This is a genomic window from Paenibacillus sp. N3/727 (assembly GCF_022637315.1).
Classification (GTDB): Bacteria; Bacillota; Bacilli; order Paenibacillales; family Paenibacillaceae; genus Paenibacillus_AQ; species Paenibacillus_AQ uliginis.
On the sequence record NZ_CP093336.1, the window covers coordinates 3,166,823 to 3,188,666 of the forward strand.

The window sequence follows — 21,844 nt, forward strand, 5'->3', positions numbered from 1 at the left end:
ATGAAAAAGCTGAATGCAACCTTATGTTAACACCTTGTAGGAATTTTTCATGATCAATTAATTGGAATCAGGGTATTCAAATGAGCTGCCATCGACATGGGATATAAGTTATCGATTCCTTCTAACCCAAGAAAGCAATAGAGCGTTTTACTTTCCTTGCAAATGCAATAGGATTATCGATCGATTCCCAGTGAATATACATAAGACGAGGTTCCTCAAACAGCCAGTGATTATGAACTGCTGTTACTTTAATCCCGTTTTTTCGAAGATTTGACAGTAATCGATTTACTTGATTTTGGAAGAGAGCCGTTTCCCCTAAACAGAGAGCGCGTCCTGAACTGTCCAATGATTCAAACGAGAACAGTTGATAACGGACCAATGGGGATGTGGTACGTCTTCTTAAAATAGATGCTCTAATCCTTCTATTTCTGCTAACAAAACAAACCGGACCTTTAGTAATTTCATGCTCTGTTCCACCTAAAATGGTTGAAAATTGATTACATAGTCTTATAAAGCGGGGACTTGCTTTAGCTTGTTCAGACATGCAGTATCATCCTTTCATTAAATGATCAATACACCTTTATCTCGGGCTCCATCAACCTAAGAATTCAATGGATTCTTTGGTTCTTCTAGCAAACACAATAGGATTCATAATGGCTTCCCAATGCATATACATTAACCGAGGGTTTTCATTTAGCCAGTGATTATGGATCGCAGTCACTTTTATCCCACGTTTACGAAGATTCGATATCAATCGATTAACCTGATTTTGGTGTACGGCAGTCTCACCCAGACAAAGCGCGCGTCCCGACTTATCAAGAGATTCAAACGAAAACATTTGCATTTGAACTAATGGGGAACGCGTTCTTCTTCCCAAGATCTTTTCCCTTAGGTTCGTCATCCGCATGACAAAACAAACCGGACCTTCTTCTACTTCCGATTCGCCCCCTAATATTCTTCCAAATTGATTACAAAGCTTTTTGAATTGAGGGGTTACCTTCACTTGTTGTGCCATATAAATCCTCCCTTTCATCATGTTCGGTTTATCCTATGACGAAAGATAAAAACGGACTTGGATGATTGTCAGTATTATGAAAACTATTTGTAAAATAGCCTAGGCGGAATGCAACTCCCGGTTTGATGCAAAGGTCTGGTGCAGAAATAGGCACCTTTTTCAGAACAAAATAATATTCTAAATTAGTTTTCTAAAGGGAGGGCGTTAATGAAAAAGAACTTAACTTATGACTATATTGTTGTGGGCACAGGTCCAACAGGCTCTGTTATTGCGAAGACGCTTACTGACGACAAACGAACCTCTGTACTTGTCCTAGAATCGGGCGGAAATCATGATAAAGATAGACCGATCAAGGATTCCACCTTTGCATTGGAACTTGAAGAAAGTTACTCCCCAAATTATTTCTGGCAAGGTGAAGGTGTTCCCCTGGAAGGACTCGATGGTCGCTCATTTGAGTGGACAACGGGACGTCTCTCAGGAGGGGGTTCATCCATTAATGGAGAACAATATGTACGACCGACAGCAGCTGTACTCAAAAAATGGGAACGACTGCTTGGGCCCCTATGGTCACCTGATAAAGCCATACGGCGTTTCAAACAATTGGAAAATTACAATGGTTCCACTACAAATAAGGCTGCACACGGTTTTAAAGGAAGAATAAGTATTAGGCAAGCGCCTGAAAATCCAACATCGATGGCGAAAAAATTAGCAACTGCGATCGAGCGGGCTTCAGGTCATCCTATAATTCTTGACTATAATGATCCTAATACCCCCCTTGGACCGTTCACACGTTGGCAATTATACCAACAACCAGATGGTCGAAGGGAAAGCTCATCCACTGCCTTTTTGTCATCGGATATTATGACGCCTTTAGGCCGGGGGGTTAATAACCGTAAACTAACCGTACTGTTCAGGACAACAGCTCTTCGTATTCTCTTTTCCGGTAAGCGTGCCATTGGAGTTGAATATTTGAAGGATGGTAAATGTACCCGAGCGTATTCTCGTAAAAAGGTTATTTTATCGGCAGGAATCAATAGCCCTCAGTTGTTGATGCTGTCTGGGTTCGGACCCGCTAAAATATTAAAAAAGGCGGGAATCCCTATCATCTTCGATAATCCAAACGTGGGGCAACGGCTAAAAAACCACACTCTAAATTTTGCTGAATTTGCTACCAATCCGAACGATCTCCCCCTCCCTACCCAAGATCCAAATGCACTTTATACAGGAGGAGCTTTCTTACCGGATCCATCCGGTAACGATCCAGATCAACGGGCCGTTCAACTCATTGGTATCGGATCCGATGAACAATTGACAATAGCGATTCTGTACTTACGGCCTAGGAGCAAAGGGAATATCCGCATACAAAGCAAAGATCCGCTAAACATTGTATTGGCAGACGAAGGATTTCTTTCTGATCCAGACGATATGGAGGCAGTAAAAAGGATTTATCGAACTTATATCAAGAATATTGCCCTGGAGTTGGAACGAATTGATCCATCTTATCAGCTTCTCTCGCCTACATTAGATATGATTGATGATGATGAGAGACTCGAAGAATTTATTAAAGGAAATTTCGACCATAATCATCATCAGCAAGGTTTTCTGCGAATGGCTCCTTTATCAAAAGGAGGAGTTGTTGATCGTAGAGGAAATGTACATGGGGTCAAGGATTTGATTGTTGCAGATGCATCCATCGTCCCATTTACAGTTGATGGAAACACTTCTTCTGCTGCATATCTTATCGGTTATACAATAGCGAGGCAATTATGTAAAAAAACAATCCGTCAAAAAAAACATCGAACACGAACAGAATGGGCAGAAGAGAGTGAGTAAATAAGATTCGCCAGATATCATTTCCGCATACACAGGTATTTCGTGGTGTGAAAGAAGTAAAGGATCTATAAGCTAGAAATTACGGTAATAACACCATAGTCGATGCTGTTATTCTAGTTCAACCCAATTTGGATATTCAAGAAGCTCATGATATTGCTACTCAAGCGGAGAATGAATTAAAAAGAGAGTATGATGTATATGATGTACACATTCACATAGAACCTAAATAAATGGACTATATTTCAGATAGACAAAAAGAGCACCTGTCGGGTGCTCTTTTACTTTTTTGAAAGGATACTCAAACCACTTATCCTCTATCTAATGTTAACGATGCATCATGGAGTTTTCATATGTTCTTGAGTTGTGATGCATCATTGTAGAAGATTTCGCTTGTTATATGAGATCTACGTCCTAACCCTCTTCACACATGTTTCTACAAGTAGAGGGCAAATAGTTTTGGTGGACAAGATTAAGTCCCACGCGCCCGAATATCCTACCCCGATTACTTAAAGCATAACCCATTATAAAATAGGACAACCAGTAATGACTACTAGTTGACCTTATAATACGAAGTACTCGATTATTGAATAAATCTAAGAGTTTTTTGACTTGTTTCCCATTGTTCTTTTGAACAGAAGAAGAAGTTTGTTTTCATATTTTTCATAAATATTTATGGTGGTCTGAGTAACACTTAGTTTAGGGAATATTAAATATATTAAAGTTGTAGCAGCTAGGCTAATTAATATTCCTGTTAAAACATCTAAAGGATAATGAACCCCAACCCATATACGGGAGACTCCCACTAGAACAGCTAACAATACCCATAAAATTGACCAGCCTCTCTTAAAGAGCCAGAATGAAAAACAATATGAGAAGAATAAAATTGTATGGTCACTTGGAAAAGAATTGTCTTTTTCTTTATGTATCAGTTTATTAACGTCAGTCAATTCAACGAAAGGTTGATAATTCGAGTGAAATACCCCTGAAACCTTTCCTATCGTAAAGGCACAAATGAAAGCGATTGATGCACAAAGAATCATAATTCTATTGTCCGTATCTCTTGTAAACCAAATAAAAAGAACACTTAGTGCAAGAAAAAAAACCATATATTCAGCAATAAAAATAAATGAGGAATTCAAAAAGGGATATTCTTTTCCTAAGTCATTAACAAACCTAAATAATGATATATTAACTTCTGAAATATCCAAACTCAACACCATCCAATCTCTGTTTAGAACATTGTAAAAGAAAATTAGATAGTTCTACCATCGAATCAAATAACATTATTTAGATTGATGTTACATTTTTGTAACATCGGTGTCACATCATTAACGGAAAAGGAATTTTCAATTCTCCTTCATCTAGCATACAAAAAAGCTCTACAATTCAATTAAATATAATTGTTGATGTCAAAAAAGGCTGTGAAGTTCAAGGAACGGTAGTCTTGAAGAGAGACTGAGTAACTAAAGAATTCAAAACCTATTTTTTCTCAGACTTGCTCCACTGACGAAACAAAGCGGCCCAGGTCGCGACTGGACAATACCTCCTTATCGTGGTATCAATCCCAATGAGCAGTTCGGCATCTTCGGCTCCCGTCAAGACCGAGTAGTTGCAATACTAGATCGTGGAATGAGTCGTCTCCTACGTCCTCTAATAATTGCACTTAGAATAAGAAAACTCTTGCTTCTTGCTACTAGCAGCGACATATCTTCATAGTTAGATTTATCTGGACTTATGCCGCAATATTCTCCCCACTATGTAGACACATTCATGTCAAAATCCTACAATGCGGTCACTTTTGTGGATTTTTTCATGACACAATTATGTCTACAATAAAATAAAAAAGCCCGTAAATCAGGCTTTTCAACTTTAAATCTTTTGGATAACTCACTCTAGTTACCAATGCAAAAACACCTCCAAGATTGTCTCTACATCTTACGACATAGTAGATTTCACTTGAAGGTGTTTTGATTTGTCTCACGTTATGGGGTCAGTACCACTATTGAAAACAGTGGGTTTTATGTACGTTAAGACATGACCACTGAAAATGCTTAGCGGTCATGTCCCCTATCAGCTATAAAATGAATAGAATGTTCTCGGGTGAGTACAATTGCTTCAGAAGTGTTTCGAGCGGTTTGCTCAAAATCCGAATTTATCATCCGAACAAACTCAGCGATGAACACTGCGTCATTGAGAACTGGTTCAATTTAGACCTTACGACGTATCCCCTTATCCGTTAAAGAACGAAGTGCCACGTATACTTTCGTGCGGGAAATAGATACTTTTTGGGCAACCTCATAACCAGTTATTTTGGGCTGCTAATGAAGTGCCATGTAACATATAGCTTCATGATCGGATAAAGTCAACTCTCATCATGCAGAGGCAGAAACATAACCAAGGGCAGCAATCGTACACGAACTATACCTTATCATCGGTGACATTCATCGGGTCGGTCTGTTCCCTCTATTTCAGCGGTTTTTAAGAGCGGATTATTTATCTGTAAGGCCATCGGAATGTGTTAAAATGCACCATCAAACGCACGTTCCATTGAATCGGCCTCTTTAGAAACCGCGAAGAAGACAAATGGTCCCTTCGTCTTTAACACATGATTTTCGACCAAAAAATATTCATCCGGGCGATAGTCCTTGAATTTCATTTTTTGTGCTTCGATTCGTTGCTTTATTTTCTCTTTGACGCTTTCTACCTGACTCTCATCCTTTAACTTGATGACGGCCAATTCGTCAGCTTTTACATTCGATGTAGACGTATATAGAATAAAATCATCAACGCTGTTTGCATCAATCTTATACAATTTCTGCAGTTTATTCAGATCCTCCTTTTTCATTTCTTTTAGGCTCACTACCTGTTCGATACTTTTTCCGATTTGGATGGCCGATATTTGTTCTGGAGTCTTGTCATCCTTGCCCGAGCATCCGGTCAAAACGCCAAACACGACGACTAATGCAAGCATAACGGGGTAAAACCTTCTTTTCCCGTTCCATTGTTTTTTCATTTGATCACTCCGTTAAATTTTTTATGGATGGGTCCTCAAAAAACGTATTCGCATTATAAAGCAATAGCATGTCCTGGATACCATGTTCGTTCACGAACGACACCAAGTCTTCCTCATAATACCGAAGGTCTACCACATTAATTTCGCTAAAATGCTTTAATAAGAAAGAAATGAGGCTGTTAGCGTACGAATCTTTGACCACCAGCAGCTTTCTTCCGTTCGTATTAGCTGTTTTAATTTGGATAAGCGCATGGTTACCGTTAAGAAACAACGCATATTTATCCTTCTTTTGTAGTTGCTCCATCGCATACAATGAATCCGTGGTCTTCCCTTCGTCGACATACGTTACGGTATATTTCTCTTGATCCTTTGGCAGATATAGCTCCATACGATCGGGCTGTACATGTCTGAAACCACTTTTTGAAAAAAGCGAGCCGTAAAATTCATCGGTTACTTGCTTGATATTAAACTCTTCCTCATTCTGCGGTGTCAGCCCCATTTGCCTGCAAAGCTCCAGGTAGGCGACATAAGCGCCTTGGGTCGTCCAATGATGATCGGTCTTATAAAATATAGGTTGATCACGCTCAGCATATAAACTTGGAAAAACATCAATAAAACGAATATCGGGATGCAGCAATTGCTGTACTTTTTTCAGGTATGCTTCTTGATCGCCGATGATAGCATATTTCGGGAGCATGTCTTTATATAGAGCTGCTGCCGTTGGCACCAGCATCACATATTTTTGCAATTCAGGTGTGGCCTGGTCAAACGCATGAATGGCATCAATTTCCTCCTTCAAATCCTCTTCCGCCGGGGGAATAAATTCCTGAAACAGATACCCGTTAGTTCCTAGGTAAATTCCATTGCTCTCCTTTTTCCCCATGAGCCGGTCCGTATCGGTTTTTGCCCCGATCCAAAAGTCTCTAAAAACAAATTGGTCGGACACATATTTTTCGAAATCAACAGTGAAATCTCCTGACACCAATGCTTTCAGCGAGAAATGCGGCAACTGCTCCAGCATCCGGTTTTCCGACTCCGAAAATGAACGATCCACCGCCAAAAGATTAAGAACTGCGATTACGCTTATAAACAGGAGCAGAAATAAGGCCAGCAATTTTTTTTTGATGTTTTTGTAATTTTCCATGGCTGTCCCCTTTTAAAATCGAAAGTATAAAAATGGATTGTAGGTTGCATTGACCAAATAAGCCGTCGACAGAACCATGAATAGAAAATATAAAACCGGAACGATAATTATGCCGGCAATTCTCCATTTTTCTTTCATGAAGGTTAAAATCTTTCCTGGAAGCGGAGTCGCACAGAATACTAATAAGACAAGTAATACAACATTCGTAGACAAATCGTATAGCGCCTGCCGATCCGCAAAACCATGCCCACCGAAACCGAACATCACACCGATGAAACGCCAAGCAGAAGCCAAATGGTCCATTTCGAACAAAATCCAGCCGATGATGACGACCAGAAGTGTGTAGACATGGCTGACAAAAGCGGATCTGCGCTCCAGCCATCGCAGAAGCAATAGTTTCTCGATCATCACGAAGAAACCAAAATACAAACCCCATACGATAAAATTCCAGCTGGCGCCATGCCATAAGCCAGTTAAAAACCATACGACCAATAAATTCCGAAGTTGCTTCATTAGCCCCGACCTGTTACCACCAAGCGGTATATAAACGTACTCCCGAAACCAGGTACCGAGCGAAATATGCCATCTGCGCCAAAATTCTGTTACACTTTTGGAAATATAGGGATAACGAAAGTTTTCCATGAAATCGAAACCGAACATTTTTCCAAGCCCACGGGCCATATCGGAATATCCGCTGAAATCGAAATAGATTTGCAGCGTAAACGCAATAATGCCAAGCCAGGCGGATAGTACGCTCAATTCCTCGATCGAAGTCGCTTTGACACTTGTCCACAATAGTCCGATATTGTTGGCCAACAGTACTTTTTTAGCAAGACCTCTGATGAATAGCTCCGCCCCTTCGCCAAAACGGACCAGAGTCACCTTACGGGAAACGAGCTGCCCCGCGATGTCGCCGTATTTGACGATGGGACCGGCAACAAGCTGCGGGAACATCGTCACGTATGCCCCAAAAGAAATAACATTCTTTTGCACGGGTACTTTATCCAAGTAGACATCAACGACATAAGACATCGTTTGAAACGTATAAAAGGATATGCCCACAGGCAGCGGCAAATCGGCTGCTTGGAGATGCAGATGAAACAACTGATTGATATTGTCCACCACAAAACCAGCATATTTGAAGAACCCGAGAATGCCTAAACTGCTGGCCATCGAACCGATAAAAATCGATCTGGCAATCAGCTTCCGATGTCTATACTTATCGATCAGCAGTCCGTTGATATAATCGAAGACAGTGGAGAATATCATGATGAAAATGTATAGCGGCTCACCCCATGCATAAAAGATCAGGCTGACGACAAGCAGGATAGCATTTCGAAATTTCATCGGAGAAACATAATAGATCAGAACGGTAACCGGCAGAAAGAGGAACAGAAATATTAAGCTGCTAAAGACCAATATTTACACCCCCAAATTGGTTGGTCCATTTGCATGCTATTCCACTTGATCTTTCAGCAAATCCAGCATTCTTGTGTAAAACTCCGGTTTAAAATGAATTCCGTCTGGGTCGTATAGATCATCTGAGACGTTTGAAAATATTGGGGACAAATCAACAAATCCAATGTTCTCCTTCTCCGCCAGATCCTTTACTCCTTGGTTATAATCGTTGATATTTTTGTATCTGGGTTCCTGCTTTTCCGCTTCCGCCGTTACCGGGGTTACGGTTAAAAGCGTAATTTTTGCTTGCGGAAGTTTTTCCTTGACCATACCGATCAGCTTCGCATAGTTTTTCATGGAATATTCTTTTGGGTTATCCGTTGGCCACAAAATGTCATCCGAACCCAATTGGATAAAGACATGTTCCGGGCCCCGCTTGGTCAATTCATCAATATCTTCCAGTGCAAACTCCGCCGTTTTTCCTGCGCCTGCCAGAACATTCTCCTCCTTAAGTACATCATGAAAGGATAAGCCCTCCGTAATGGAATCCCCCAAAAATACGCTGGTCTGGAAGAGTGCTTGATACGCGGTTTCTACTGAGCCTTTTGATTCAGTTGCCTGTTTTTGGGCTTGAGGGGTCGGTTGCTGCGGATGCGGGCTTGCTGATTCGTTTCCGCATGCTGCCAAGGCAAGTGTAATACTCCCAAGGAGTAGTGTCGCAACTATTTTTTTCATGTTCATGTTCCTCTCTTTAATTTAAATTTAGAGCTTCTTTAATTCCGTCCAGAATGGAGCTTGCCATCCGGTATTGGAAATCTTCCGTCAGCATTTCATTCTCTTCTTGCGGATTAGTTAAATAACCCATTTCGAGTAGAACCGCCGGCATGTTCGTATCCTTCAAGACGAAGAAATCCTCTTTTTTTACTCCCCGGTCCCGAAATCCGCTGGCTTGGATCATATGCTTTTGCATAATTTTCGCCAAGAACAGGGAATTTTTATGGTAATAGAAGGTTTCAGCACCTGAAACACTAGGGTCTTCGTACGTATTCCCGTGAATGGATATGAACAAATCTGCACCCAGTTGATTGGCGATTTCCGGCCGTTCCCGGTCAGCCGAAGATAAAAAACGATCCTCTGATCGCGTGAGATACACTTCAATCTGCGACTCTTGTTTCGCCAGTTCCTCTACCTTGAGCGCTACCTGCAGCGTTAAATCCTTCTCGAAATTTCCACTGGCGCCCGTTGAGCCGTTATCCTTGCCGCCATGGCCGGGATCAATCACAACCTTATAGGGCGTTTCCGGCTGGTGTTCTAACGTTCTTATCTCATCCGAACGGTCTTCCATGATGGATTTACGTTCGCTTGCTGTCCCTTCCCCGGAAACAAGTTGATACAGCAGAACGATCATCAGCGCAGACAAAAGGATTATTATCATCGAGCTACCTTTCTTCATACGTTCTCTCCTCCTCCTGAAAAAAGTGTAATCGCCGGAGATAAAGATAAGGTGCAGATTATATCAAATTGTTGTATAGAATTAGGCTTTAGGCTCAGGCTGCAGGCAAACAGAAAGGAGCTGTTCCTAGCAGGTCCCAAAAAGACCTTCAAGGACAGCTCCCTGTTCCAAAGAATGCTACATTGCTGAGTCTACAAGCGATGATCCTTTTGAAAATTCAAGTGAAAATGCTCGTTATCGTCGTAAACACCAAATTGGTAGCCTTCTTCTTGGTAAAATTCGATGATTTCCGGAAGAGCCTGCAGCGTTTGCGGCTTTTCATGCATCAATACCACTTCCAAATCGACTTTTGTTGCTTTTTTGATGTTCTCGACAATTTGTTCCGGATGATCTTTCAATTCCCAGTCGTTCGAATCAATGGTCCAATCCCAAATCTTCATTCCCTCTGTGGCGATTTGGTCGCGAAGCTTCTTGTCGTTCAGTCCAGGTACCGATCCGTATGGCGGACGCACCAAATGCGGATTTTCGCCTGTAATGTCATGGATGAGCGCCAAGCTATCTTTCATCTCGGATACGAATTGCCCTTCTTCGTACAGCTTCTTATATTGGTGAGTCATACTGTGTCCTCCGACATAGTGCCCTTCACGTACAGCACGCTTCACGTCGCTTTGTAAATTTTTTCGCTGCAATTTGATTCCTTGCATGAAAAAATTGGCCTTGACGCCATGTTGCCGTAAGACGTCAAGAAACTTCGCCGTCAAATCGCTAGGACCATCGTCAAACGTTAAATATACGATCTTCCCTTTCGGTCTGGCATCCTCAACTTCCGCATTAGCCTTGCTGACTTTCGTCGTAGAATTTTGGTACATAGACTGTTCTCCATGCTGCTCCGCAGTTGTGGCCCTATCGAGTGTTATCAATCTCATTAGATAAAAACAAATCAGGCCAACGACTGCAAGCAGAATGGCTTGACGTTTGCGCCTCTTTTCTCTAAGCTTTCTTTCTATCAGACCCTGATCAAGGTTTGTTCTTGCTGTCATTTTCGATCCATCTCCTCTCTCTCAAGTAGAAAGAATAATAGAGAGAGGTGCAGAGAAAGTGCAGATGAAATAAAGATAAATTAAAAAAGCGTAGAACCGGAGTTCTACGCTTTTTTATTTAAATGAAAATAGAACATGACCCCATCGGGTGTATTGGTTACGCCATAAGGCACGTCATGCATCTCCAGAATCTTTTTGGAAATGGCAAGGCCTAGCCCGGTACCTCCGTTCGACCGTTGGCGGGAAGGCTCGCCGCGATAAAATCGGTCCCAGATCTTCTCAAGTTGTTCATCCGGAATGCGGGCTCCTTTATTTTCGATGCAGATTTTAACGGTATCCTGATCTTCCAAGGTGGTTACGAGAATGGACTCCGACTCTGGCGTATAAAGAATCGCGTTGGTGAGGAAATTGATGATGACTTGCTCAATTCGGAGCACATTCGCCACAACTTCGACAGGTTTCAGTGAAGTGTAAAGATGTAATTGCTTTGTCGCGATATCAACAGCCAATTTATCACATACCCGTTCGATCACGGCGTCGACATAAAAGGAATCCTTGACCATTTTATACGTCCCGGATTCATATTTTGCCAATTCCAGCATATCCACGATCAGCAGATCCATCCGCTTGACTTCGTCCTCCATCGCCTTAAAGTAATAATCCCGCTTGTGGCTGGCAACTCCGTCTTTCATAATCGCTAGGCAGCTCTGAATAACGCTGAGCGGGGTTTTCAACTCATGCGATACACTGGATATAAATTCTTTTCGTGTATGCTCCAGCTGCTTTTCTTTCTCGATGTCCTTCTCTAACCGAAGGATATGGGCTTGCAGACGCTCGGAAAGCTCGTTTATGTTACGCGACAAGTCGCCGATTTCATCCTTCGTTGTGATGGGGATTTCCTCCGAAAAATCAAGATTTGCCATTTGCTGCGTCGTACGGTTGATGCGAAGTAGCGGGCGGGCGATCCGGCGAGAATAATAAAACGATGCAAGCAGTGCAAGAAGCAGAGTGGCTAAAACGATATACACATAATATTTTTGGATCATCCCAGCAGCTTCATTTACCGGCTGAAGTGAGGTCATTGCAAACAGGTATGCAGGTTTTCCGTCGTGATCTTGGATACGCTCCACGAAAATTTTGTAAGTCACCTGATTTTCTACATAATCTACGGTCAGATTTGTATTTGCTGTTTGATCATAGTCACCGTACAGCAGGTCTGCTTGAAAGGCTTGAATACGGTCCAGAAACAAGTGGTTTGTATAGCGTGAAACGCCTGCACCTTCTGGCGTCCGGACTATTGTAATGGTGCCCTCGACTAGATATGAGGGGTATTCTTCATGATATTGGTTCGGATCCGCATATCGAGTGAAGACTTCGTATTCTTTGTTCACCATCTGACGATTTTCCAGTTGGTTTTCCTCTCTCAGGTTAGATATGCTCCTCCCCATCCGCAGGATAACCGGCTGGTTGTTCATGATCAAGCCCTCAATAGCAATCCGTTCACCTTCATTAATCCAAGGTGTGAGAAACGGATTCTCCGTGCTGAAGTCCTCAACGTTAATAACGGTGTACAGAGGCACGGTTATCGTTTTATTGGAAAGTGCAGCATAATCCGAACGATCTAGCTTGATTGTCATGAAAAAATCGTCAGTATGCTTCAAATTCCCCTCGGCGTCCAATGTTGTAATCCAGGTGTTATATTTTTGGTAAAACTCTTGCTCCAGTTCTGCCATTGCCTGCGTGTTATTGGCATGATTAAGGTAGTCTTGTTCATAAGCCTGAAACGCTGCTTTAACGTCCTTCACTTTTTGATTGACATAAAATTGTTTGAAAAATACGGTTTGCAAGGCAAAAATGACGGCAAGCATGAACATGCATAATGCCGTCGTAAATAGAAACAGCTTAAGTACAATGCCTCTTTTCATGGCTGTTCCTCAAATTTATAACCTGAGCGAACGACCGTGACAATATGCTTGGCATGCTTTCCCAGCTTGGAACGCAGATTGCGGATATGGCTGTTGACCGTGCGATCGTCCCCGACAAAATCATATCCCCAAATTTTTGTAATCAACTGTTCTCTCGTTATAATGATTCCTTTATTCTTCATCAGATAAGCCAACATTTCGAATTCCGTGTGCGTTAAACTGCAATTTTCTCCATCGACCGAAACGGATCGGGACGGAAAATTGATCAAAATCTCGTTGCTGGACAATGTGTGATCCTCCTGTTCCCTGATTTGCCGACTTTCCAAAAGACGTTTCACACGTGCCAGCAGTATCGGAGGGCTGTATGGTTTGGTTACGTAGTCGTCAGCTCCCAGTTCAAAACCCATCAATGTATCATCCTCATCCGAACGGGCCGTCAACATGATAATCGGAACGTTTGACACTTTTCGCATACGTTTGCACACGGACCATCCGTCCAATTCAGGGAGCATGATATCCAAAATGATCAGATCCATCTCATGTTCTTGAAATAGCGCCAGAGCTTTTTTGCCATCGTCCGCTTCAAGCACTTTAAAACCTTCTTCAAGCAAATAATCTTTCATGATTTCCCGTAAAATATGCTCATCTTCTACAATCAGTATTGTTCTTGACATATAACTACCTCTCAACGTTTTTCTAGTAGCGCTTGTTTTCAAACTTTTCGAAACACCAGTATGCGTTTATATTGGATCCTAACATTTTTTCAAAAACTAGACAAATGCCCTCGGGGATTGAATGGACGGTAGCGCCACTCCCACGACCAAATTGTCCAGCATGGCCATGAACAGCGTAATGCAGGTCATGACCATCATTCGGATTCATCTGAGGCAGAAATCATATTCCAATGCTGCATCCTTCATTTCATCATTTCCCTGCCTTATTCTCGATCAGACTCATCTCGTTCGGCAATATTGTAAAATGCTCGATTAGCTCATCCAGTTCCCAATTTCGCTTCATGACATCCCCTCCGAAGAAAGTTCCTATAAAAGTGAGTATCGGAACTTGTTAGTTGAAATAAGTTTATCCAAGCTGTATATTTTTGACAATATGAGTATTAAATAGCACGAAGTTCCGTGTACAAAAACAGACCAGGAGAGATACGCGATGAAAGAATCTTGGGAAGGAACAAGTAAAAATATACACATTAATCATGAGATTATAAGTATTATGATTAGCCAAGTGTTCAGAGGCAAACGGCTCATAAAAGCTGAAAGAACGGAAACAGGACTTAGTAGTGGTACCTATAAAATTCAGATTGAAGGATCAGCTACTCCTTACCTTCTAAGGATTTCTGCTGGTGGTTTAGACGTAGCATCAAAAGAAAAAGCAATTGCTGAGAGATTGAGCGGCGTCGTGCCTATAGCAGATTACATCTATCTTGATACAAGCCGAAATTTAATAGAATATGACTGGGCTTTACTGCAGTGAAAAGAGGGAGTATTGCTGCGGGATATTCTGCAAAGAGGAGAAAAACGACAGATTACAGAAGCTGCGGAATCTGTCGGTGATATATTAGCTCGCATACACAGCCATACTTTTGACTGCCCAGGCTTTTTAGCAGGAGACCTTACCATCGCCAATCCATTTAACATGGGGGTAGACGAATTTTACACTTTTATTTCAGAAAGCCTGGATGGTGGTGCAACCGGTTATTGGCTGGGAGCGGAAGCTACGAAAATGGTACGATCATTCTGTGTGTCTCACCGTTCGTTATTATCTGAAATTCATGAACCGTCAGTCCTCGTTCATTCGGACTTCAATGGCCTAAATATACTGATGCTTGATAGTCCAAACGGCATTGAGTTGTCGGCGGTATTAGACTGGGAGTTTGCTTTTTCAGGAAGACGTTATGTTGATATTGGGAATATGCTTCGGTATGAACACGAAAATTCCTTGTTCGAACGTCATTTTATAAAAGCTTACCAGAATTCTGGAGGATTTTTGAATGAGGATTGGGTCCAGTTATCTAAACTAGAAGATTTAATTGCTTTGTGCTACTTACTGAATCGTTCGACTCCGGAAATGCCTAACCGGATCTCGGATTTAAGACTGCTTATAATTCAGACGGTACAATAAGATTCAACTAACCGGATACGTTAGCTTATAGCCTGCTTTCCAAATATCTGTTGAATAATGTTAATCAGTGCTTTTTTTCTTCGGACTTGTGCAGTTCATATCTTCTGAGCAATAAATTGTTTAAATCTTGCAAAGTATCGTTCTGATGCCTCCCAGCGCCTCAGGTCCAAATAGGACATGTCCTGCTTGCCATATTGATTGGGCGGTTGATAATGCCGGGAAACATAAGTTTCATTGTCCAGTGTATAAAAATAATACGCTTCATCTGGAGTCTGGATCACAATCCGAGCATGTAAGTAGTCTCCGTCCTCGTCCGTATGCGCTTGACGGAAGCTGTAACATTTTGAGCCGTCCCAGAACCCGCCATTCTCCTCCACTTCCGAATATAATTCTTGAATTACAGGGTGCTGCAAAATCTCTTGCACATACTCTACCTCAATGTCTCGTAAGTAAAGCTCCGCCATATTAGCGCAGGTTAGCAACATCGTCCAGCAATCGCTAATCTCTGCTAGCTCTTCCTGAGACTCTTCTGTAATGTCCTCCCACTCAGACCCTTCATCTACGGTTCTCCTCAACAAACCAACGGAATGATCTTTCTCCACCCAAATATAATAGTGATGATGCCGATTATCTTTCATATAAACGCTGAGATCCCGTTGATCCCCGTCAGCATCAATATGCTCCTGCTGAACTTTGAAAAATACACCTTGCTCCTGAAAATCAAAAGATGGCTTGTCATTCGGCATTAAAATACTCTGAGTCAATTTTAATATATTTTCCTCATTGATCGTGTTATGGGTAAAATATAAATGAATAGCATTCTTTCTCGTGTGGGATTCATTTAATTTTTTTAATGCGGAACGCCCTTCTTCAATAACGTTCACCAGCGTGCCAAAAGAAAAGCCAACATCCTCCTCTTCCATATCCAGAAAAACTTCATCGATTAACACCTCATGAATGCCCACCGGAAGTTCTTGAAATACGCCGTCCCCCGCCCACACATTTACTATGCAAGCGATCGATTTCTGCCCTTCCACTTTGAATCTGTACTCGTCATCCTGTACTAAAACCGCAGCGCTGAGATCACCTTGAACAATTGTTTCCCCATGATTGTAGGAGCCGCACAATATTTCCTCACTCATCAGATTGCCCGAAACATAAATTTCCTGACCGCCTACAGCTATATTTTTCGCACTCAAATTACCGGTCACCATAAGCCCTATGGCCCCATCTGTTTCTTTATTATAAAGATTGTCTACAGTAAAATTTCCATCAATAAAAATGATGATTACCTCTTTTTGTTGTGGAAAAGGCTCCTCCCAATCCAGATTGAGAGAAGGCAGCGTCAAATCCCCTTCATAATAAGCGGCAAGGTGCTCGTCACTAAAATCCTGATAAAACTTCGCCCACCAAGAGCCTTCCGGAAACTTATCTGCAAGCTGACTAATAGGAATGAATTGGAAAGGGTTGCTCATACATTGTTTTCCCTTCATTTAAAAGTTTTCCTTATTTTCTCACATGTAAAAAATAGGGTCAATCTCAACTTATTTATTGCCGCGCCTGCCGTGCCACCCTTAATATATTGTGAAGAACTAGGCGGATCGCAACCGGGCTTAATCAGCATTCAGGCTCGTTGATTATAACTTTGATCGCTTTGGAATATTATATTTCTGGTATGTCGAGACATAGCCGCAGACCTGCTAACTTGCCAGGAACATTTTTTAGAGGTAATTGCAGCTCGGTCAATAGCATTGCCCATTGCGAAGGGTGTTGAAACGGGTAAAATCCGGCAGCACCTCCACGAACTATTATCTCATTCTTCGCTCCTCCAATGCGGGTGAATGCCGCGATGGCGAGACCTGCTATGCCGAAAATATTGGAAGCGGCATCATCACCCACAGATTTATGGATAAGTCGAGAAATCATGGACCAGTCGTTAGGTTTGCATATATTTCTGATCCTTTCAATCCGTTGAGAGGATGCTCCATAAATAAAGTCTCCTCCAAATACTAAATTTAAAGGTGTTTCGTAAAGCTCATCATAAAAACATGGTATTTCTATTTCTTTACCATTTTGATGGTTTTTTAATAAATATGGTTTAGCGAGTTTGAATCTTCCTGGTAATTTATTGATGATCGAATTGCAAATATCTTCGCGGCGTTCACCGGCGCTGGAGGCCAAACCAAGTCAGTAAAAGTATACGGCGTCGCTGGTCGGTTGCGCCCCAAAGATAGCTTGGTCGACCCGCACGAAATCACCGGGAATATTGAATTTTTTAGAGAATTCTTCGACTTCTCCAATGCTGGGTAAAGAGCTAATTAATATGGACGAGTGGGATCTATTATTGAATGATGAAGCTCTTCTATGTAAGCATCAAAAGCATCTATGCCTTCTTGTAAAATTAGACGTGCTTCTTTATGAGTAATTGGTATAACCCACAAGACACTAATTATTTCTTCACCTATTTTTATTTCTTCTAAATCCTCACTTTCTCCTCTTAGTTCATCAATCAAGAGGGCTTTTGCAGTCCAGTTCTCTGGTGCGAATGCGCTCTCAGTCATTACTCGTGGTACTTCGGAAGATTTTATATTTTCAATATTATGGGCAATTAGGTCGCAGAAATATGAGAATATGCGATCAATGCTTTCTTGTCCCAAATCGGGTTTTAAAGCTAGCATCCATTCAGTCTCAGTAGGTTTTCCAGTTTTTCGAATGGAATTAGATAGGCCGACTGTTGTGAATCTTGCAGGAATTTTATCATTATTTGATGGGAAATAATATATCTCAATATATACGCCAATCTCCGGTTTTGTCATTTTGACTCTATATTCTGGCATAGACCATTCTTTAATATATAAATTAAGAATAATTGTTCTTCTGATGTCGAAGTCCAGAATCTTTTCTTGGCTGGACTCTCTATTGATTTGCACATCCATCACCTTTTTTCTTTATTGGTTTTCTCGGTTAAAAGTTTTTGGCCGGTATCATTTCCCGCTTTCATCGTTCATGGTCCGCCATTTCAGTATAGAAGTGGGCACTCTGATTACCGCCGATTTCACGCCTCTGTTGGCAGCAAGTGTGCGTAGATGCTCGTCTTTCGATCCATTGATGAAGACCTCGCGCTCGATGACGGCGAATCTCTCCACCATCTGTTATGAGAAATTTCTTAAAAATCATCGGGGATATTGAAATTTTGAGATAATTCTTCTATTTCTTCAATATTGGGTAATGGGGTATTGTATGTCGCCAGCATAACGGCGCGTTGCTTTTTGGATAGTCCAAATCCTTGGCTCTCAAGGCTGATAAGTTGATCTTCTGATAAACCAAGTTTCTCGATGGTTATTTGGCTCATAAAAAAACCACCTTTATCAAGATGATGACCACAAGGAATTATAGAGCCAAATAGTAGATGCATGGTTCGGTTTGTCAATTGTGACGAATATGCATGTCCTGTATGTCTCTCTCGTAGTTAGAAGAATCTGGTTTCTACGTTCTTGCTGAGGGTATGACCATTTCTAGAGTGCTTATAAACGTAGTTAATTAGTTTCCTTTCGATGATTGGTGCTTAATGACAGCTTCTTTTGCTCTAAGGACAATATCATCCACATCGGAAAACTGACGCTCAATAGATGCTAGCACTTTCAGTAAAAAAAGGCCAAGATTTTTATCTCCTAGGCATAATTCCGTTTCGGCGAAAAATTCGATGTCTTCGAGTTTTTCTATATTTTTTTTGTTATTGATGTTTTTAGGGAATTCGATGTATTTATGGAGAGTTAAGACTGCATCTTCGCCCTTGGTTTTAAAATCGTGAACAATTCCATTAAATATGGTGTCTTTGAATCCTTCCTTGAGCCTGCCTTTTTCATTTAATACATCCGGATGAAATGTCGCCAAATATTTTTCGTTTCTTACGGCTTGACCATTAATGATGTAGGATACTTTTTCTTCGTCAAGAATCTTTATTATTTCATCAATTGACTTGAACTTTAGTCTTGCAAATCTTGCCGGAGAAAATTGCTTACGCAAAGAATCTTCATTATTTGAAAGATAGGCCCTAAAAGAAATTTCAGCATTTCCTTCCAAGAGTTCTTTGAAATAAACAAGATGCCTTTCATCTACCATATCTGCCTCCTGCGCTTCTTGAACTTTTGGGAATGCACCATGAGGTCGCCATACCAGAGATAGTGCGTGGTGCCGAAGAACTGACATTTTGAAACGATTAATCCAGATCTCTGGCCCAACTAACTAACTCTTCATCTTCTAAATTATATGGGTTTTTGTAAATATTAGAGTAATAGTATTCCGATTCCAATATATCTCTAATTTTATTGAAAACATGATTGGTGGCATGAAATCCATTGCTGATGGGAGCGGTGAAAGCAAGCGAGCCATTATGGAATCCATCTAAAGAACCGGAAAGCTCTCGCTTGACCATAGTTTCGACTAATTCTATCTTTACTTTGATAGGCTGCTCTTTGTAAATTTGAATGCAGAAATTTCCACCATGTTTTATTAATTCAAAATCCCCGTTGGGATGGAGTTTTATTGTATCTCCTTTCGCAAGGCCTAGTGCTAGCCCTGGAGATGCACATAATTTGAATTTTTGATCGCTTAGGTATTCTGCAGGAAGCTCTTCTAAAACTGCTCCCTGTGAATTTGTTCCAGCAAAAACCTTAATTAATGTTAATTTATCTTTCATACGTTGCTCCTCAACTGCCTCTATCTTTGCATGACATACCATCTTTAACGTATCCACTATTAGCTGCTATCACAGTTCTTTACAAATGGGACGCCCGGCCATGATGGCGTGAAGCATAACTTCTTCGTTCAGGCTCAAACGGAAATCGTGTTAGCGTCGCATATTCATGAATTATCTGGGTGCTTTAACTCTTTCCACCCATTTTTGTCGAGTATGTTTATACTTTTTGGGCCAATGCAAAGCAAAGTGTCTCCAAAGACCGAGATATCTTCACATTCTACGATTTCACCAATCTTCTGAAGCCTGGACTTTTCATTTGCGCAATCAAGAAAAAGTAAGCCTTCATTTGAGGCGAAGTATAGATTTTCTCTAAAAAACGCCATTTTTGCTAGTATCATATTGTCATCGTAGTGGCTGACATCTTCAAACCCGCTGGTTGCATTTCCGCGCATGATGGCTCCATTGAATCTGCATGCCCAAATGACGCCGTTTGATGCACATATTACGCTCATGAGAATCTCATCAGTGAATACTTGGCATTCCTCCCAAGAGTGATCGTTGTAGTGATATATCCTATTCCGTCCGACTGCATATAAATCTTTGACGGAATATCCATCGATGTCAGAAATGTCATCGCCGATATTACATTGATTAATTGCAAGGTTGGGCTTTACTGTTGTAGCTGGTCTTCTTAGTTCACTAGAGATATCATGCCATTGATTCGCATCACGAAGATATATTTGCCCACCACCACCGCATGCGTACAAACAGCCATCAATCTCCTTCAAAGCGTTAAGATATCCATAAATCGGAGCATCCTTTTTCAAGCCGGCATCTACTATACTTTCAGTGACTTGACCCCCTGGCCAATAATATGAAATATCTCCGTTTTTCGAGAGCGCAGCGTATCTGCGTTGACTCCCCAGTGCAGTCTTAACAACACAAAGAGATACGGTTGAAAAATAGGGGATATCAGAGTGACGCCATTTGTTCCCGGGAGCTTGATCGTCAAAATAAAAAATCCTAGTGAACTCAGACGAGTCATCGATATTATTCGGCTTGGATGCAAACATATAGTAATCATCTTCGATCGCAGCACACTTGTTAAAAGTTATTGGAACTGCATTCATAGGTTAAAATCCGATAACATAACGGACCTCCTTTAGTCGTTTTTCCTGGGCCGATTTTCGAGAAATCTATTGGGATTTTTTCACTGGAATCTGCATTTCTTCTGCTCAGTTTTGCTTCCAAAACTTCTAGACAGCTTTGCACGTATTGCGCCGATTCAAATCGATAATCTCGTTAATGTCATATTCTTCGAACTTATCCAACAGCGGGTCGCTGCCGTGCTTCAACTTGAAATCCATTTCTTCCGAATAGAGAGGGACGATGGCATAGAAGTGTACGGTCCGCCCATCCTCCATGTCTAGCGAAAGAAAATCTTCGTTCACTTCAAGGGGAGGCAGCAAAATGATTCCGCTCATTCCCGTTTGCTGCGATAGCGGTTCGGCCGGATCTCCATTAGGCATCGTATGCTCCCAGCCTAGCCAAGTGTCGTACTCATGGGGAAAACGGGCCAACATTTTAAGCCATCGAATAGGCCAATAGTAATCCGGATTTTGTAAATCTTCTTGCGAGATCCGCCAATCCGGCGGCAGGCAGATCATCAATTCCGCGTATTCGTAGCCTTCCGCTCCTTCTGGCGTATTCATGGGCATAAAGCTCATGCCCGTTGTGAATAAAGTATAATACTTGCGTTCGGGAGTCGGGTTTATGATGTGGACATCAATATGAACGACATCCGATAGGATTTCGTGGTACACGGAATCGACTTCCCCGATATGCTGGCACACGTGTTCTTCGATTTTCTCGATCCATTCTTCTTCCCCGTACTCCGGAGGCCGCCATTCATTCTGTCTATCGCTATAGCGATAGATCGGGCTCCCCGACTCCGAATATTCCGTCGATTTCGACATATTCGCCTCTCCTTTTCTTCCTCAATTTTCATCTAATTCATCATACTATAATGTGTATATACAAGGGATAAATCCCATCTCCCCTAATCAATATTTCTATTATTTTCGCCATACACGCTTTGCTGTCCTCTTTATGTAAATAACACCATAGGAATGCTGCCCGTTCGTTTAATCATCTTGCCATGAAACGCTTATATCCCACCCTATTCCGT

The 21,844-nt window shown here is 41.5% G+C and carries 24 protein-coding genes; 4 read left to right on the forward strand and 20 right to left on the reverse strand.

Annotation, left to right across the window (positions count from 1 at the left end; genetic code table 11):
• Positions 1-121 precede the first annotated feature (121 nt).
• Positions 122-544 carry a DUF1259 domain-containing protein gene (locus MNQ98_RS14480; RefSeq protein WP_241933793.1) on the reverse strand — a complete coding sequence of 141 codons (423 nt, stop codon included), beginning with the start codon at positions 542-544 and terminating at the stop codon, positions 122-124.
• A gap of 51 nt (positions 545-595) precedes the next feature.
• Positions 596-1,015, reverse strand: a complete 420-nt coding sequence (locus tag MNQ98_RS14485) for a DUF1259 domain-containing protein (protein ID WP_241933794.1) — start codon at positions 1,013-1,015, stop codon at positions 596-598.
• A gap of 207 nt (positions 1,016-1,222) precedes the next feature.
• On the opposite strand from MNQ98_RS14485, the gene MNQ98_RS14490 reads away from it, so the two are divergent.
• Positions 1,223-2,848, forward strand: coding sequence for a GMC family oxidoreductase (locus MNQ98_RS14490; protein WP_241933795.1), 1,626 nt, complete (start codon positions 1,223-1,225; stop codon positions 2,846-2,848).
• Between the two features lie 128 nt (positions 2,849-2,976).
• Entirely contained in the window at positions 2,977-3,078 is a 102-nt protein-coding gene (locus tag MNQ98_RS14495) for a cation transporter dimerization domain-containing protein (protein ID WP_241933796.1), read from the forward strand.
• 363 nt (positions 3,079-3,441) lie between these two features.
• Here MNQ98_RS14495 and MNQ98_RS14500 read toward each other — a convergent pair whose 3' ends face one another.
• The 10 genes from MNQ98_RS14500 to MNQ98_RS14540 all read right to left on the reverse strand — a co-directional run bounded on the left by MNQ98_RS14500 (position 3,442) and on the right by MNQ98_RS14540 (position 13,495).
• Positions 3,442-4,068, reverse strand: a complete 627-nt coding sequence (locus MNQ98_RS14500) for an undecaprenyl-diphosphatase (RefSeq protein WP_277883745.1) — start codon at positions 4,066-4,068, stop codon at positions 3,442-3,444.
• Positions 4,069-5,055: 987 nt separating this feature from the next.
• Positions 5,056-5,157 (reverse strand): helix-turn-helix domain-containing protein, encoded by a 102-nt coding sequence (locus MNQ98_RS29735; RefSeq protein ID WP_347272261.1) that lies wholly within the window; start codon positions 5,155-5,157, stop codon positions 5,056-5,058.
• Positions 5,158-5,366: 209 nt separating this feature from the next.
• A complete protein-coding gene (locus MNQ98_RS14505; RefSeq protein WP_241933798.1) occupies positions 5,367-5,861 on the reverse strand; it encodes a DUF4358 domain-containing protein in 495 nt (164 codons plus the stop codon).
• A 4-nt stretch (positions 5,862-5,865) separates the two neighbouring features.
• Positions 5,866-7,005: a DHHW family protein gene (locus MNQ98_RS14510; protein WP_241933799.1), complete on the reverse strand. Its 1,140-nt coding sequence runs from the start codon at positions 7,003-7,005 to the stop codon at positions 5,866-5,868.
• A 12-nt stretch (positions 7,006-7,017) separates the two neighbouring features.
• Positions 7,018-8,424 carry an MBOAT family O-acyltransferase gene (locus MNQ98_RS14515; RefSeq protein ID WP_241928895.1) on the reverse strand — a complete coding sequence of 469 codons (1,407 nt, stop codon included), beginning with the start codon at positions 8,422-8,424 and terminating at the stop codon, positions 7,018-7,020.
• A 36-nt stretch (positions 8,425-8,460) separates the two neighbouring features.
• Positions 8,461-9,138, reverse strand: a complete 678-nt coding sequence (locus MNQ98_RS14520; RefSeq protein WP_481856636.1) for a GDSL-type esterase/lipase family protein — start codon at positions 9,136-9,138, stop codon at positions 8,461-8,463.
• A 16-nt stretch (positions 9,139-9,154) separates the two neighbouring features.
• Positions 9,155-9,856, reverse strand: coding sequence for an N-acetylmuramoyl-L-alanine amidase family protein (locus tag MNQ98_RS14525; RefSeq protein ID WP_241928897.1), 702 nt, complete (start codon positions 9,854-9,856; stop codon positions 9,155-9,157).
• A 191-nt stretch (positions 9,857-10,047) separates the two neighbouring features.
• Positions 10,048-10,896 carry a polysaccharide deacetylase family protein gene (locus MNQ98_RS14530; RefSeq protein WP_241928898.1) on the reverse strand — a complete coding sequence of 283 codons (849 nt, stop codon included), beginning with the start codon at positions 10,894-10,896 and terminating at the stop codon, positions 10,048-10,050.
• Positions 10,897-11,000: 104 nt separating this feature from the next.
• Positions 11,001-12,821, reverse strand: a complete 1,821-nt coding sequence (locus tag MNQ98_RS14535; protein WP_241928899.1) for a sensor histidine kinase — start codon at positions 12,819-12,821, stop codon at positions 11,001-11,003.
• Positions 12,818-13,495 (reverse strand): response regulator transcription factor, encoded by a 678-nt coding sequence (locus MNQ98_RS14540; RefSeq protein WP_241928900.1) that lies wholly within the window; start codon positions 13,493-13,495, stop codon positions 12,818-12,820. Before MNQ98_RS14540 ends, MNQ98_RS14535 begins: the two co-directional genes overlap by 4 nt.
• Before the next feature lie 490 nt (positions 13,496-13,985).
• Here MNQ98_RS14540 and MNQ98_RS14545 point away from each other — a divergent pair, with 490 nt between their 5' ends.
• Positions 13,986-14,309, forward strand: a complete 324-nt coding sequence (locus tag MNQ98_RS14545) for a hypothetical protein (protein WP_241928901.1) — start codon at positions 13,986-13,988, stop codon at positions 14,307-14,309.
• A 12-nt stretch (positions 14,310-14,321) separates the two neighbouring features.
• Positions 14,322-14,957, forward strand: coding sequence for a phosphotransferase family protein (locus tag MNQ98_RS14550; RefSeq protein ID WP_241928902.1), 636 nt, complete (start codon positions 14,322-14,324; stop codon positions 14,955-14,957).
• A gap of 95 nt (positions 14,958-15,052) precedes the next feature.
• Here the strand turns inward: MNQ98_RS14550 and MNQ98_RS14555 are convergent, their stop codons facing one another.
• From MNQ98_RS14555 to MNQ98_RS14590, 8 genes are all read right to left on the reverse strand, one after another.
• Positions 15,053-16,432, reverse strand: coding sequence for a hypothetical protein (locus MNQ98_RS14555; protein ID WP_241928903.1), 1,380 nt, complete (start codon positions 16,430-16,432; stop codon positions 15,053-15,055).
• Positions 16,433-16,619: 187 nt separating this feature from the next.
• Positions 16,620-17,138: a hypothetical protein gene (locus tag MNQ98_RS14560; protein ID WP_241928904.1), complete on the reverse strand. Its 519-nt coding sequence runs from the start codon at positions 17,136-17,138 to the stop codon at positions 16,620-16,622.
• A 137-nt stretch (positions 17,139-17,275) separates the two neighbouring features.
• Positions 17,276-17,887 carry a suppressor of fused domain protein gene (locus tag MNQ98_RS14565; protein WP_241928905.1) on the reverse strand — a complete coding sequence of 204 codons (612 nt, stop codon included), beginning with the start codon at positions 17,885-17,887 and terminating at the stop codon, positions 17,276-17,278.
• A gap of 236 nt (positions 17,888-18,123) precedes the next feature.
• The gene (locus MNQ98_RS14570) at positions 18,124-18,309 is read right to left on the reverse strand and encodes a hypothetical protein (protein ID WP_241928906.1); all 186 of its coding nucleotides are present in this window, start codon (positions 18,307-18,309) and stop codon (positions 18,124-18,126) included.
• Positions 18,310-18,497: 188 nt separating this feature from the next.
• Positions 18,498-19,079, reverse strand: coding sequence for a hypothetical protein (locus MNQ98_RS14575; protein ID WP_241928907.1), 582 nt, complete (start codon positions 19,077-19,079; stop codon positions 18,498-18,500).
• 97 nt (positions 19,080-19,176) lie between these two features.
• Positions 19,177-19,656, reverse strand: coding sequence for a DUF4265 domain-containing protein (locus MNQ98_RS14580; RefSeq protein WP_241928908.1), 480 nt, complete (start codon positions 19,654-19,656; stop codon positions 19,177-19,179).
• Positions 19,657-19,820: 164 nt separating this feature from the next.
• Positions 19,821-20,786, reverse strand: a complete 966-nt coding sequence (locus tag MNQ98_RS14585) for a hypothetical protein (RefSeq protein ID WP_241928909.1) — start codon at positions 20,784-20,786, stop codon at positions 19,821-19,823.
• Positions 20,787-20,912: 126 nt separating this feature from the next.
• Positions 20,913-21,632, reverse strand: coding sequence for a suppressor of fused domain protein (locus MNQ98_RS14590; RefSeq protein ID WP_241928910.1), 720 nt, complete (start codon positions 21,630-21,632; stop codon positions 20,913-20,915).
• Positions 21,633-21,844: the final 212 nt, after the last annotated feature.